Consider the following 14,176-nt stretch of genomic DNA (forward strand, 5'->3'; position numbering starts at 1 on the left):
GTTTTGTCCGTTACTTGAGGGTGGACTGGATGGTACGTGCCGTGTCAGCTGCGCTCTTGGCAGCTTCCGGGCCCGTAGTACTGCCGGTCACCATGGAGTTGATGGCCTTGGCGACGGGTTGCTCTGCCAGCAGGGCACCAGCAAGTGCGCCTTGGCCCTGGGGCACTGCCCAAAGGGTCATCTTCTCGGGTGAAGAGCTCAGCTGGTCAATGACGGATTGAGGGTAGAAGTCCGAGAGCGGTGCTTTGGTAGTCGTACCTGAGGGGAGCGCCTTCCAAGCGTCGATGTAGGCGGTCGGCTTGTCCTTGGTTCCCTGTCGGGCGGGGACTTTACCTTCCGGGGCGAAGGTGAGCCAGCGCTCGTAGCCCTCGCTCATCATGTACTTCACGAAGTCCGATGCTGCGGGTGCAGCTTCAACAGGTATGGCCCAGTTCACCTGTGAACCGAACTGGGCAGCGGACTCACCACTAGGACCCTTGATGGCGGTCACGACGCCGGTGTTCTTGGCAAGGTAGCCGGTGTCGCCGGCACATTCGGCACAGGAGGGCAGCATGTCTTTCCGCAGGCCGGCCAGCTCGTCGAGGATGAACGAGGAGAACATGGTCATGGCTGATCGTCCGGAAAGGTAGTTGGACCGTGCCGTGTTGGTGTCCTGCTCACCGGGGACCGAGTACTTGGTCATGAGTTCGCGGTAGAAACTGAAGGACTCAACGCATTCGGGGCTTTCAAGGCCAATCTTCTTGTCCTGGTCCACGAGTTGGCAGCCGTTGCCCAGTGCCAGATGCTCGAAGGTTTCCTGGTTGGTGGTGAACCCGGAAAAGCCAACACGGCCGTCACCGGTGAGTGCCTGCGCGGCCTTCATGATGTCGTCGTATGTTTCGGGGGCCTTCAGGCCCGCCTTGTCGAAGAGGTCTTTGCGGTAGACCAAGACTGAAGCCCAGGAGTCGGAAGGGACGGCCAGTTGTTTGCCGTCGATGCTTGCCAGTTCCAGAGACCGGGATGCAAAAGTTTCCTTGCCGAGATCGTTGACGACCTTTGTTGCGGCGTCGCCGTCGAGCAGATCGTTCGCTTGCAACGCTCCGACCCCGGGTAAGCCCAGGCCGCCGATAACATCCGGCAACTCACCCGATGCCGCCGAGGAGACCAGCAGTTGGTTGTACTGTGCTTCGTCAATGGCGACGATGTCCACCTCGACACCTGACTTCTTGGTGTAGTCCGCCGCGATCTGCTTCTGGATCTCCACCCGGTCGGGCTGCCGCTCCAGAGTCCAAACCGTCAGCTTCTGGTTCTCGGCGGGCTGCTCAGAGCCGGCGGTGCAGGCCGAAACTGAAAGGGCAAGGGCTCCCGCAACGATCACTGCTGCTGCAATATGCCGCTTCTTTGCGTTCATGAGAAGTCTCCATGGGTTGGAAAGTTGATCAATCGATCTAGCAATAATGTGAGCATGTGGCGACAGTCACTGTCAAGCAATAAATGAACACTGCTGCCATCACAGCCGAGTGCTGCGCTGTAAGTGTTGAATTTTCGCTAGATCGATATATCATAGTTCTAGCATCTGGCATGGGATAATGTTCCATACTGCGCTCAGAGATCCCCGAGGAGGAGTCCGTGACCGGACCCGTAACACTGCAAGACGTCGCCGATCATGCCGGTGTTTCGCGGGCCACGGCATCGTTGGTGCTGAGGGAAACCGGACGGGTTTCCAAGCAGACCCGGCAACGGGTTTCCGAAGCCATGAGTACCTTGGGCTATGTCTATAACCGCGGGGCCGCGTCCCTTCGCACTCAAACGGCGAACACTATCGGCGTCGTGGTGACACATATTGCCAGTCCCTTCTTCGGCGAAGTCATTCACGGACTTGAAACCGGACTGACCGCCTCCGGATACCTGCCGCTGCTCGTCAACACTGAGGACGACCCGGCACGCCAACACGACGCCATCCGCAAACTACGCGAGCACCAAGTCGCCGGCCTGGCTGTGGTCCCGGCGACCGGAACGAGCGCGGCACTGATCGATGAGCTTCGGGCCTGGAAAATGGAACATGTCCTGGTCAGCCGCTACCTCAAGGACGTCAACGCCCCCTATGTTGGTGCCGATGATGTCGTCGGTGGTCGGCTGGCTGCGACCCATCTGCTCGAAACCCACGGATGCGAAACCCTCGCTTATCTGGGCGGTCTGCCTGCCATCCTGTCACGGACCGACAGGACCGACGGCGTAAGGGAAGCACTCCTCCGCCACGGGTTTGACGCCTCAGCACTTACCGACATGCCAGGTGAGGTCTCCGGTTCCGGTGGACTTGAACTGGGCGAACGGCTCATCGCGTCGGGGCCGTTGCCGGACGGCATCATCTGCCACAGCGACAGCGTCGCGTTCGGTCTCTACCGCGCCCTGAGAATCCATGGCTTGGGCAATGACACCCGCGTCATCGGCTACGACAACATCGGCGGGGCAGCACTCTGGGAACCGCCCCTCACAAGCGTGGCCACCCAAGGCGAGGCGCTCGGAAGACGGGCCGCCCGCATGCTACTCGAACGCATCAAGGAACCGGGCACTCCAAAATCCATCGACAAAACCATCCCCGAGCTGGCAGTGCGCCAATCGTGCGGATGTCCATAGCGATCCGTTTCTTACCTTCCCGCCGACGGAAGAGTGTTCCACGTCGTTGGAACCGGGACGCTCACTCTCGGAAAACGTTCTGATGGAACAATCGGGGGGCTGGGTTCAACTGAACTGCGATTCATCAACCCATGAGCCGTGAAATGGCCCCCAAGTGCGGAGATCAGCCCTGACACATCAGGCGGCGTCAACGCGTAACTGAGCATTACTGTTGGTCCGGGGGTGACGTCAGTGTCCATTTCCTTGGAACAGGACAGGACCATCCGGACCTTACGGTACCGCCCGTGGTGGCCGCTGTAGGACCGGCGCGGTGCCACAGTCTACGAGAGCGAAGTCAACGGCAAGGGCTCTTGCCAGGGTCTTCGCTGTCTGCGGGTCTGTCTGGCGTTGTGTGGTGTGTTAGTTGTGGTGTTTGGCGATCTCTCCCAGGCGTCGCTCGGCGAAGTCTTCGACGTCCTGGTAATAAATTGCCATTTGGGTCTCTGTGTTGTCGACACCTTCGATGGTCCACAATTCTTGGGCGAGGATTCGCCGCAGGTCGTCGAATCCGGCGGTTCTCATTTGGACGAGAAAGTCGCGTCCCCCGGTGACGATGGAAACCGATTCGATGCTGGGCAGGTCGAGGAGACGACGAAAGACTTGGTCGCGGTCGAAGCCTGATTTGACGCTGATGGAGACGTAGCTGGAAACGGTGTAGCCGATCCTTGCCCAGTCGATGTCGACACTGAATCTTTTGATGACACCGAGGCTGGTCAGTCGGGTGATCCGTTCTGATATTGACGGAGAGGAAAGTCCCACGCTTTGGGCCAGACTCTTGAGGCTGGCCCTGCTGTCCTGTGCGAGGGCTTTAAGAAGTTGGACGTCTACCGCATCAAGCTCCACGGTGTCGGCTGTTTCGTTAAGCCTGTCCGCCAGTCCCTGAAGGGGTCCTTCATTCATGTTTTTCCTCCTTGGCGGTGACCTTGTGGTCTGCACGAGTCAGTGTAGCGGCGATTCGGGGAGGGCAGGTTGGGCCACCCGTTGTGTAGTGATCGTTGGAGGCCCAACCTGGACAGTTACGAGTTGTGGGATGGGTTAGGCGTCTCTGTCAACTCCTGAGCGATTTCCTGCTGTGCTGGCTTTGGCGGCGATCTCCTGTACCCGTGCGCGGCAGGCGTACCAGCCGAAAATAAGCAGAGGGATGCCCAAGATCACGAAGGTTCCCACTGTGAGGGTGCCGGTGGGGAAGTCAAAGGCCATGAGGACGAACACCGCGAGGTAGAAGGCCAGGGATATGTAGGCGGTGAACGGGGCGCCGGGAAGCCGGAACGCGGGGCGCTTGGCAAGTCCTCGCTTCGACCAGCGCTGCAGTTGGATTTGGCATAGAAGGATGGTGCCCCAAGCCGAGACGACGCCGATGGCGGCGAGATTGAGCATTATCTCGAATGCCTGGCTAGGAACCACCAGGTTGAGGATTACTCCCAGAATCGCGAAGGCACTGGTTAGGAGGATTCCTCCGTACGGGACGCCGGCGCTGTTCATTTTTGCGGTGAACTTGGGCGCCGTGCCTGCCAACGACATGTTGCGCAGGATCCTGCCTGTGGAATAGAGCCCCGCGTTGAGTGAAGAGAGTGCTGCCGTGAGGACAACGAAGTTCATCGCGGAGCCGGCGATCATTCCGAACTGGCCGTCTCCTAGGCTGGCGAAGAACGTCACGAAGGGGCTCTGGCCGGCCTTGTAGGCCGTGAAGGGGAGGAGGAGGGTCAGCAGAAGGACGGAGCCGATGTAGAACAGCGCGATGCGGTAGATGACCGATCGGATGGCTTTGGGCATGGTCTTGGCCGGGTCCTTGGCTTCGCCGGCGGCTGTGCCGATGAGTTCCGTTCCGGAGAACGCGAAGATCACGCCTTGGATCACAAGGACCGTGGCTAGAACCCCACTGGGGAAGAGTCCGCCGTTGTCAGCCCACAGGTGGATCCCGGGGGTTACGGTGCCGCCTTCCGTCCGCAGCGGCCACGCCGCTGCAAGAACCACAGCACCCACGATCAGGAAAACGGACAGCGTGGCGACCTTGATCAGAGCAAACCAGTACTCCAGTTCTCCGAAGATCTTCACGGAGAGAAGGTTTAGCAGGAGCACCACGGTGAGGGCAATCAATGCCAGTGCCCATTGCGGAACCGAGGTGAACGCTGACCAGAAATGGGCGTACAGGGCAACGGCGGTGATGTCTGCGATGGCGGCAGTAGCCCACATGAGGAAGTAGAGCCAACCCGCGGTGAACGCTGCCCGTTCGCCCAGGAACTCCCTGGCGTAAGAGATATAGGACCCCGACGTGGGGCGGTGTGCGATCAGCTCGCCCAGGGCGCGCACGACGAAGAAGGAAAAGATGCCGCAGACGACGAAGGCGATGAAGAGGGACGGCCCCACGGAGGCCAGGCGGCCTCCCGTACCCATGAAGAGCCCACTGCCGATGGCGCTGCCGAGGGCCATCATTTGGATTTGGCGGGACTTCAGTACCTTTTTATACCCGCCGTTGTCCCCTTCCTGGGGAACTTTCGGCGGAGTGGCGGGTGGTTGTAGTTGTGCTTCCAATGGGACTCCTGGAGTTTGATGAGGCGCGGCGGACGGTTCTTTTTGTGATGACAGTGCGACGGCCCCTCCCGCGATGGGGGATTCGAGGCTGCCGGTCTCAGAGCTCCATTCCCCACTAGGATCTCGTTGACATGAAGCAAAAGTACCCGCTAGCCTTTGATGAAGCAAGAGATTTTGTGATTTGACTTACAATCAAAGGTAGAGAGCCTACTTTACCTAACTATTCACCTTCGGTCCGTTGTAGTCCGTGTGGATGGCTGGTCAGGGGCTCGCCGATAGTTCAGAGAGAAGACAATGGCTAGAAGCTTCGCCCAGCGCATGAACGGGGTACATCCGTCCGCCATCAGGGATTTGATGAGCCTCGCCGCAGATCCGGAAATCATTTCCTTCGGGGGAGGCTTCCCGGACCCGGAGTCGTTCCCATCGGAGGCTTTCGCCGAAATCCTCAGCGAGCAGATGGCCTCACATGCCAAAGTTGCGCTGCAATACTCCGCCTCTGAAGGCCTTCCATCTCTCCGCTCACACATCGCTGATCTGATGGGCATAGACGGTATTCAGTGCGCGGCAGATGATGTGCTTGTCCTCCAAGGCGCCCAACAGGGGCTGGACCTGGTTGCCAAGCTGATGATCGACCCTGGGGATCTCATCGTCACCGAGAACCCGACCTTTATCGGCGCTCTGGTCGCCTTTGCCCCCTACCAACCCCGATACGCGGTTGCTGAACTCGATGAGGACGGAGTGAACACCGACGATTTGGAACGCGTCCTCATAAGCAATCCCGGGGCAAAGTTCATTTATACCGTTCCTGATTTCCAGAACCCCACAGGGGTGACAATGTCCTTGGAGCGGCGGCGAAGGCTCCTCGAACTTGCCCAGATCCACGACATCCTGATCCTCGAAGACACCCCCTACCGGACATTGCGCTATGACGGATCTTCTCTGCCGTCACTCAAGAGTCTCGACACCACCGGGAGGGTGATCCATCTGGGAAGCTTCTCCAAGATGTTGGCGCCCGCCCTGCGGCTCGGATGGGTGATAGCTCCCGCGGAGATTCTCAGGAAACTCGCGTTGCTCAAACTTGCGGCCGATACCCAATGCAGCACACTGAACATGTCCGTTGCCTCCGCTTTCCTGGACGAGTACGACCTGACAGCCCACACGCGACGTTCTGTGCAGATCCACAAGACCCAGCGGGACCTGGCGCTGGAAACTATTCAGCACACGTTCCCGGACACCATCGACTTCAGCAAACCCGATGGCGGACTCTTCATCTGGCTGACGTTCCCGAAAGGATTCGACGCCGGCAAACATCTGGCCGAGCATGCCATCCCCGAAGACCGAGTGGCCTACGTCCCGGGAGCGCCTTTCTATTCTGTGCTCCCTGAACCCAACCATGCCCGCCTCAGCTACGCGGGAAAGAACCCCGATGACCTGGTGCATGGGCTGACCAGACTAGGAGAATCCTTCCACCGGGCCGAACTTGGACTGCGAGCCATTGCGAAATAACTGCCCGTTAGCCCGCACGCTTCACCCCACCAGCGGAGAGAGAAATCCATGACCACAACCACACACAGGCTCTGGCACTTCCTTGGGTCCAGCCAGATCGTCTCCACAACCGCGACACTCGGTTACAACTGGCACTGCCTGGACATGCAGCACGGCCTATGGGATGAGGCAAAAGTTCTCGCCGCAATAGCCAGCCAACCCACAGAACACTTCGCAGTCCGCCTGCGGAACGCCAGCTACTCAAATATCGGATTCGCACTGGACGCGGGTGCCAGAGAAATCATCGTTCCAATGATCAACAATGCCGAGCAGGCAGCGGCCGTCACGTTCGCAGGACGTTACCCGCCCTTGGGAGGGCGTAGCTGGGGTCCGCTGACGGCACTGTCCGGGTCCAGCGTTCCCGATCCGCAAGAGGCCAACAGCAAGATCCGGCTCGCCGCCATGATCGAAACGCGGCAAGGCCTGGCCAATCTCGACTCGATCATCGACACCCCCGGGATCGACTCCATATTCGTCGGCCCCTTCGATCTTGCCCTGGATCTGGGAACCAGCGTTGACGCCTTGCTCAGTGATCCAGAATCGCCGCTCAAGAGAATCGCGGACGCATGCCGGGGCCGCGGCCTAGAGGTCGGGGCCTACGCTGGTTCCGCCGAAAAGGCTGCGGCATTCGAGGCCATGGGATACGACTGGGCAGTGGCCGACAGCGACACCGCCCTCCTAGCCAGCGGCGCCCGGAACGCCCTTCAAAACCACGCCCAAACGGTCAAAACGGCCTACTAACGAGCCACGAAAGAACAGCTGATGGAAACAGGCAATCCCGAAACGAAGGCAGGGTCCCTCCGCGCTGCGACCGGGCAACACGCCCCGGCCAGTGGGTGGTGGCGGCCAGCACACCACCCGGCGCCCTTCCAATACGTTCAGCGAGGTGACATCATGCCCGCCGCTGACGGTTTCGCAGTTTCTTGGATCCTGCTGCAGGCCCTCGAACCGGAGCACAGATTCCACCGACGCCCACCAACAGGCTAAACACCCCACCCACTGCCCCAGCATTTTGGCTGAACCACCATCAGCAAGAGCAGGAGAACTCCAATGAAAAGCAGAACCCTGATCCGAAAAAACGAACAGCAAACCATCGTTACGCCGCCCAGAGCCAGTATCAAACCGGCCCTCGAAGGGAAGCCCGAACCCTCGAAGCAGGGCCCGGTGGCGGCACCGGCAAAACGCGCATCGCCGCTAAACATCGAGAGAGCTGGATAGGAATGAACGCAGGCCAATTCGCCCGACCGGCCTACCTCCCAACGAAATTAGCAACCACCCCCAGAACCGCCCGGGAAACCATGACTAAACAACGTCATACCGAATGGCACCGTCTTATCGGCGCTGAGGTCGAGATCCGGCGGGGCGGGTCCACAGTCCGAATCGGTATCGTCGGGGACGTAACGTCTGACGCCTCTGCCGTCTGGATCCAGGCAAGCGCGTGTGAACCACGACGAATCTATGATTCAGCAGACGGCTACGAAATATGGGTCGAACCACGCCAACTACCCGGCCCCAACGCGTACCGGATGACCCGGCTGCGACTGTATGAGGACCTCATCTGAGCACGCCGGCAGCGATGCGCCGTGATTCTCGCGGCACCCTCGACCAGCCGACAATCACTATTTCCAGGAAACCCCTATCACCACATAGATATGACCCACATAGATACGACCCACATAGATACGACCCACAGAGCACAGACATCTCGAAGGCACGGCTGGTCAGAGACTGTCCGTGTGTCGTTCAGATAAGACCCCGAATGCGTCAGGATTGCCCGTGATGCACTCATTCCACAGGTCTTCGTCGGTTCTTCTACGTCTGTCAAGGCGTTTGTGCTGCCGTTGCTGAGCTGTTGAGCGTGCGGTAGATATGGCGGGCGAGGTAGCGCTTGATGCAGCGGCGTATTTCTTTGTTGGTTCGCCCTTGGGCGCGTCGTTTCTCCGCATACTCGCGGGTTTTGGCGTCATGGGCCATTTCGGTGACCGCGACCATGTGCAGGGCACTGTTCAGGGACCCGTCTCCGCCCCTGTTCAGTCGGTGGCTGAACGTGTTCCCGGATGATGCGGGTATGGGATTCACCCCGGACAGGGAGGCGAATGCCGCCTCGTAACGGACTCTTCCCTCGTGTGACTATGCAGCGAGGCACTTCGCGGCGCTTATCGCTGCGAACCCTGTTTCCTCCAGCAAGGGTGCGGCGTCACTGACCTTGATCAATTCATCGAGTTGGTTCTCGTTGGCCGTGAGCTGCTCATCGAGGGCAAGGATGTGTTTGGCCAGTCGCACGGCCTCTGTGCGGGCGATCGTCAAGGAGAGCTCTTCCTCTCGGGACCGCCACTTTGAGACCTCAGCGATCTGGGTGCTGGTGAGCTTCCTCCGCCCGTCGATGCCCAGATCATTGCTCCGCACCAGGGCGTTGAGCGCATTGACCGACCGGGTGCGGTCCTTGCTCATGGATTCCCGTGCCGTCACCAGAATCCTCACGCCTTGGCGGATCCCGTGATGCAGGCGGGGGCGGCGCAGCTTGTCCACCGGCAGGGGCAGGGTGGAGATGGCGATCTGGTGGGCGTCCAGGGCGTCGGTCCTGCACACTCCACGGCGCTGTCTGGCATCCATGCGCGGTGCCTCGGCCACAGGGAAGCCGTGGCTGGCTACGGCGCCGGCCAGGATCGCCCCGTAGGACTCGGCACCCTCGATCACCCAGAGAGTATCGGCACTACCATCGGTGCGGCGAGCGACCCAGACGATTGCCCGGTTGATCCCGGCCCCCTTGGCGGGGAAATCCCGGGATTCCAGCAAGGCGCCGGTATTCGCGGCGAGGATCGAGTAGACGTGGTTGCGGGCGTGTGTGTCGACACCGACGGCAAACGGATGGCTATGCGCGACGATAGACATGGCGGTCATTGGTACCTTTCCTCTTCACGGACATGGTTATGGCCGTCGCTGGCCGATACCAGTCCGGGTTCAGGTCACCAAGGAACAGCACTGTGATGGGTCACGCCCCGCAAAGGGGGTGGACAGTCTTCTGATCAAGCTACCGAGGTGGGCCGGACAGGTGCCGGCTGGACCACCCTAATGGACCGACAAATCTACTTGAAGACACCATGCGGGTCAGTTGTGCGGTGAGTCACATCCATGAGGCGGAACGGCCTGCACCCATCCTGCCAGCCAGTCCCAGACCAGCCACTGTCAAGACTCACAGTGGTGCGTTGATGTAAATCGTGTTTTTGAGCGAGCCTCATGGGCCCTGCTGACACGATAAGTGACCTCAGGCTTTAGCGGCCTCGACGAAAGCGCGGATCTTGGCCAGGTCCTTCACACCGCGGGATTCCTCGACGCCGGAAGATACGTCCACTCCCCAGGCGCCAGCCGCCGTTGCGGCGAAAGCCACGTTGCCGGATTCGAGCCCTCCAGCAAGGAGCCACTCCCGCCCATCAAGTTCTTTCTCGCGCACGGAAGCGTAGTCCCACGACTCCCCTGAGCCGGGAACAGCGGCATCGATCAAGAACATGTCCTCGCCCAGATCAGCGAACTCATCCTGCGAGGCACTCATGGTGACGGCCCGGATGAGGCGCATCCCGGCGTCGTGCACTGTTGTGACGTCGTCGGCAGTCCGGTGACCGTGCAGTTGCACCCAGTCCAGGCCGGCGGCGCGTGCCGTAGCCACTGCATCAACGGCCTCCTCGTGCCGGAAAACACCCACGGCATGAACCCCGTCAGGCACCAGCGGCAACAAAATTCGCACCTGGTCCGGGCTGACTTCGCGGGGGCTGGCGGTGAGAACGAAACCAACCGCGTCCGCACCGGCGTCCACCGCTTCACGCACGGACTCGGGCGTGCTCAAACCACACACTTTGACAAACATTCCCGTGCCTCCAGCCGTCATCAGAACGTTTTCCACATATGACGTTAGCAAGCCGCATTGCCAACGCAGAAGCGGCGTCCACCACTAGGCTGGTCGAATGGAGATTATCCGCTTTGCCGATGTCCGTCCCGAACCGTGGCGCAACGGGGGCGGGGTGACGCGCGAACTCGCCAGCCATCCGAAGGCCGCCTCCGCACAGGACGGCGCCTGGGATTGGCGCGTCAGCATCGCGGACGTTTCCAAGGCCGGGGAGTTTTCTGTGTTTCCGGGCATGGAGCGGGTCATCACCATCATCGACGGCGAACTGCTGCTCCTCACGGTGGACGGCTCGGAGCATCCGTTGGAGAAGTACCGTCCATTCCGTTTCTCAGGCGAGGCAGCGTCGTCGGCCGCCCTCCCCACCGGTGATATCCGGGATTTGAACGTCATCGCACGCACCGGCGCTTTCAAGGGCTACACGTCCATCGTTGAGATCTCCAAGAAACGCGCGCACCCGGTCTTCGAGGGCCAGCTGGCCATCCTGCTTGAGGGTAAAGCAACGGTTGCGCCCGGGGCCGTTGTGGAGGAACCAGCCGCTGTGGAGGAAGGGTCCGACGGCGACGGCCCGGCACCCAGCGTCGGCGAACCTGTCGAGCTGTCCCGCTACGACGCCGTGGTTGGCTCGGATACCCGCAGCCCGGAGATCTCAGGCCGGGGCTTCGTCGCAGTAATCTCGATCGATCATGTGGACCCGTCGCACGCCTGAGCTGGTGACGTTAACCACCAGAGGTGGCCACCCCGCACCGGAGTTGCTAGCCTGAAATGAAGGTTCCCCTCTGGAACCTCCGGACGACGGTTCAGTACCCGGCATGCGACAAGACTGGCCAAAGGAAAAAGTCATGTCGTGGTTAATTCTCATTCTCTCCGGGGCACTCGAAGCCGTCTGGGCCGCAGCTCTCCATCGCTCCAAGGGCTTCCGTAAACCCGTCCCCACAATTGTCTTCCTCGTATCTGTCGTGGCCAGCATGGCCGGACTCGCCATTGCGATGCAATCCATTCCCACCGGCACGGCCTATGCAGTGTGGGTTGGTGTCGGCGTGGTACTGACAGCCACCTACGCCATGGTTACCAAAGTTGAACGTGCGACGACGGCCCGGCTGCTTCTGCTTGCGGGCATCGGGGCATGCGTCATCGGCCTGAAGGTGGTGGCATAGCCATGACTAAGAACACTGGAAACACCAAGAACACCGGCAACGGCATCTACTGGATCATCCTCCTGGCGTCAGCGCTGCTGGAAGCCGTGTGGGCCACGGCCCTGGGCTTGTCCAACGGCTTTACGCAACTCATGCCCACCGTGGTTTTTGCCATCACTGCCGTGCTGAGCATGCTCGGCCTGGGTATCGCTGTGAAACGAATCCCCCTCGGCACTGCCTACGCGGTGTGGGTTGGTATCGGAGCTGCGCTGACCGTTGGTTGGGCCATGATCACGGGTGTGGAATCCGCGAGTCCGTTGAAGCTCCTGTTCATCGCGGGAATCGTGGGCTGTGCTGCCGGTTTGAAGGCCCTGCCCGCCGAGAAGCCCGTAGCCAAGGCCGAGTAGCAAGCACTCCCCCCGGCCCTCCATTTCGGGGGTTCCCTGCACACCGTGCCGCGCGCCCGGCACTTCTAGCAGGGAACCCCCGAAATGGCCGGGCAAGGAGGTGCGCCGGGCAAGGAGGTGCGCCGGGCAAGGAGGTGCGCAGGACTCGGACCCCGCAGGAATACCCTTAGCGTCCGTGGAGTTCACGCCATCAAAGGGCACTCTGGAACACCTACGCGTATTGGAGAAGTTCATGACGGCAGTTCAGCTCGGCGATGGCCTCACTGTAAGTCCGCTCGGTTTCGGCGGAATGGCACTAACCCCGGTTTATGGCGGAATCGACCCTGAAGAAGGGCTCAAAACGCTGAGGCACGCGGTGGATGCGGGGATCACGTTCATCGACACCGCGGATGTGTATGGCGCGGGCAGTAACGAGGAACTCGTGAGCAGGCTCTTGAGGGACCGGCGCGACGAGATCCAAGTAGCAACAAAGTTTGGAATTGAGGGCAACCCCGCGGACGGATACACGGGAGTCCGCGGGGATGCACCCTACGTCAGGCAAGCGGTGGAAGCGAGCCTCCGCCGCCTGGATACTGACGTCATTGACCTCTACTACATGCACCGCCGTGACCTCCGCGTTCCGATAGTGGAAACCGTGGAGGCCATGGCGGAGCTGGTCCGTGAGGGCAAGGTCCGGCACCTGGGACTGTCTGAGGTGACAGCCGAGGAGCTCAGGCAGGCCAACGCTGTCCATCCCATTGCCGCGGTCCAGAGTGAATGGTCAATCTGGAGCAGGGATGTTGAGCTCAACGTTGTTCCTGCAGCCAAGGAACTTGGCGTCGGGTTTGTGCCGTATTCGCCGCTGGGCCGTGGCTTCCTTACGGGAACCGTCAGCGCGGGCGACCTCGGCGAGAACGATTTCCGCCATAAGATCCCCCGTTTTGGTGACGAGGCACTTGATGCGAACCAAGCCGTGGTGGCTGCGGTTCGCGAGGTAGCCAGCGGGCTGGATGCAACTCCGGCCCAGGTAGCCCTGGCTTGGCTGTTCGCCCAAGGTCAGCGCCTCGGGATTTCTGTGGTCCCCATCCCCGGCACGCGTAAGACGCACCGGATCGACGAGAACCTGGGGGCACTGTCCCTGCAACTGGGGACAGCACACCTTGAGATGCTTGACCAAGCCGCTGCCGCCGTCGTGGGTTCACGCTCTGCCGACCCCAACTGGGTGTCGCAGGGCCGCGAAGCCAACAACGTAGGCTGAACGAATGGATTCACTTATTCACTCACTGCGTGACGTCACTATCCGCAGCATTTCTGTCAGCGAGATGAACAACAACGTGTATCTGTTGACTTCCAAGTCCACGGGTACGCAGGTGTTGATCGACGCTGCCGACGACCTTCCGGCCATTCAGCAACTCCTGGAGGACGCCGCCGCGGATACTGCCGTGACGCCGAAACTCGCCAGGATTGCCACCACCCACCAGCACTGGGACCACGTCCGTGCGCTGGAGGAGTTGGTGGCCGCCACGGGTGCGGCTACTTCTGCTGGAGCGGACGACGCCGACGCGTTGCCGGTCCCGGTGGATGTTCGCCTTGGTCACGGCGACGTTGAGCGGTTTGACGATGTTGAGCTCACGGCAGTCCACTTGCGCGGACATACCCCGGGCTCGATCGCTTTCGTGTACCAGGATCCGGACGGGCCGGCCCACATTTTCAGTGGCGACTCGTTGTTTCCGGGCGGCGTCGGCAACACACAGAACGATTCCGCACGTTTCACTTCTCTGTTGAACGACGTGCAGGAGCGACTGTTCGATGCCTATCCGGATGAAACCCTGGTGCACCCGGGCCATGGATTACCCACCACCCTCGGCGCCGAGCGGCCACACCTTGAAGAGTGGCGCGCCCGAGGCTGGTGACTTGCGGGGCCTGCTCTGCGTCCTAAACCCTAGGAATAGCGCGCAGAGCGGGCCTCACAACGATGCCGCCTGAAGTTGCGGGGCCTGCTCTGCGTCCCAAACCCAAGGAAT

The 14,176-nt window shown here is 60.7% G+C and carries 12 protein-coding genes, 1 pseudogene and 1 riboswitch; of the genes and pseudogenes, 8 read left to right on the top strand and 5 right to left on the bottom strand.

Translation table 11 applies throughout. The features are described from left to right. Nucleotides 1–10 precede the first annotated feature (10 nt). A complete protein-coding gene (locus AR689_RS06195; RefSeq protein ID WP_197412812.1) occupies nucleotides 11–1,390 on the bottom strand; it encodes an ABC transporter substrate-binding protein in 1,380 nt (459 codons plus the stop codon). Between the two features lie 218 nt (nucleotides 1,391–1,608). Between AR689_RS06195 and AR689_RS06200 the strand changes: the two genes are divergently transcribed. After that, nucleotides 1,609–2,616 carry a LacI family DNA-binding transcriptional regulator gene (locus AR689_RS06200; RefSeq protein ID WP_062068123.1) on the top strand — a complete coding sequence of 336 codons (1,008 nt, stop codon included), beginning with the start codon at nucleotides 1,609–1,611 and terminating at the stop codon, nucleotides 2,614–2,616. Between the two features lie 399 nt (nucleotides 2,617–3,015). On the opposite strand, the gene AR689_RS06205 is transcribed toward AR689_RS06200, so the two are convergent. Together AR689_RS06205 and AR689_RS06210 are read right to left on the bottom strand one after the other, a co-directional pair. Further along, on the bottom strand, nucleotides 3,016–3,555 hold the full coding sequence (locus AR689_RS06205) for an Lrp/AsnC family transcriptional regulator (protein WP_062068125.1): 540 nt from the start codon (nucleotides 3,553–3,555) through the stop codon (nucleotides 3,016–3,018). Between the two features lie 135 nt (nucleotides 3,556–3,690). After that, the gene (locus tag AR689_RS06210; RefSeq protein WP_231745448.1) at nucleotides 3,691–5,187 is read right to left on the bottom strand and encodes an amino acid permease; all 1,497 of its coding nucleotides are present in this window, start codon (nucleotides 5,185–5,187) and stop codon (nucleotides 3,691–3,693) included. A 354-nt stretch (nucleotides 5,188–5,541) separates the two neighbouring features. Between AR689_RS06210 and AR689_RS06215 the strand changes: the two genes are divergently transcribed. Further along, nucleotides 5,542–6,693 carry an aminotransferase-like domain-containing protein gene (locus AR689_RS06215; protein WP_231745449.1) on the top strand — a complete coding sequence of 384 codons (1,152 nt, stop codon included), beginning with the start codon at nucleotides 5,542–5,544 and terminating at the stop codon, nucleotides 6,691–6,693. A gap of 48 nt (nucleotides 6,694–6,741) precedes the next feature. Continuing rightward, nucleotides 6,742–7,473 carry an HpcH/HpaI aldolase family protein gene (locus AR689_RS06220; protein WP_062068130.1) on the top strand — a complete coding sequence of 244 codons (732 nt, stop codon included), beginning with the start codon at nucleotides 6,742–6,744 and terminating at the stop codon, nucleotides 7,471–7,473. 1,080 nt (nucleotides 7,474–8,553) lie between these two features. On the opposite strand, the pseudogene AR689_RS06225 reads toward AR689_RS06220, so the two are convergent. Next, nucleotides 8,554–9,633 (bottom strand): annotated as a pseudogene (locus AR689_RS06225) (IS110 family RNA-guided transposase). A 364-nt stretch (nucleotides 9,634–9,997) separates the two neighbouring features. Next, nucleotides 9,998–10,594 (bottom strand): phosphoribosylanthranilate isomerase, encoded by a 597-nt coding sequence (locus AR689_RS06230; protein ID WP_062068131.1) that lies wholly within the window; start codon nucleotides 10,592–10,594, stop codon nucleotides 9,998–10,000. Between the two features lie 97 nt (nucleotides 10,595–10,691). On the opposite strand from AR689_RS06230, the gene AR689_RS06235 reads away from it, so the two are divergent. The 5 genes from AR689_RS06235 to AR689_RS06255 all read left to right on the top strand — a co-directional run bounded on the left by AR689_RS06235 (nucleotide 10,692) and on the right by AR689_RS06255 (nucleotide 14,065). Continuing rightward, nucleotides 10,692–11,339 (top strand): HutD/Ves family protein, encoded by a 648-nt coding sequence (locus AR689_RS06235; RefSeq protein WP_062068132.1) that lies wholly within the window; start codon nucleotides 10,692–10,694, stop codon nucleotides 11,337–11,339. A 57-nt stretch (nucleotides 11,340–11,396) separates the two neighbouring features. Then, a riboswitch (guanidine-III (ykkC-III) riboswitch) is annotated at nucleotides 11,397–11,462 on the top strand. Between the two features lie 10 nt (nucleotides 11,463–11,472). Next, entirely contained in the window at nucleotides 11,473–11,787 is a 315-nt protein-coding gene (locus AR689_RS06240) for a DMT family transporter (protein WP_062068133.1), read from the top strand. Nucleotides 11,788–11,789: 2 nt separating this feature from the next. Next, complete coding sequence (locus tag AR689_RS06245; protein ID WP_062068135.1) at nucleotides 11,790–12,173, top strand: DMT family transporter; 384 nt, start codon at nucleotides 11,790–11,792, stop codon at nucleotides 12,171–12,173. A gap of 232 nt (nucleotides 12,174–12,405) precedes the next feature. Further along, nucleotides 12,406–13,410: an aldo/keto reductase gene (locus AR689_RS06250; protein ID WP_062068655.1), complete on the top strand. Its 1,005-nt coding sequence runs from the start codon at nucleotides 12,406–12,408 to the stop codon at nucleotides 13,408–13,410. 4 nt (nucleotides 13,411–13,414) lie between these two features. Further along, entirely contained in the window at nucleotides 13,415–14,065 is a 651-nt protein-coding gene (locus tag AR689_RS06255) for an MBL fold metallo-hydrolase (protein WP_062068137.1), read from the top strand. The last annotated feature ends 111 nt before the right edge of the window (nucleotides 14,066–14,176 follow it).

Origin of the sequence: Arthrobacter sp. EpRS71 (assembly GCF_001512285.1) — a bacterium.
GTDB lineage: Bacteria > Actinomycetota > Actinomycetes > Actinomycetales > Micrococcaceae > Arthrobacter.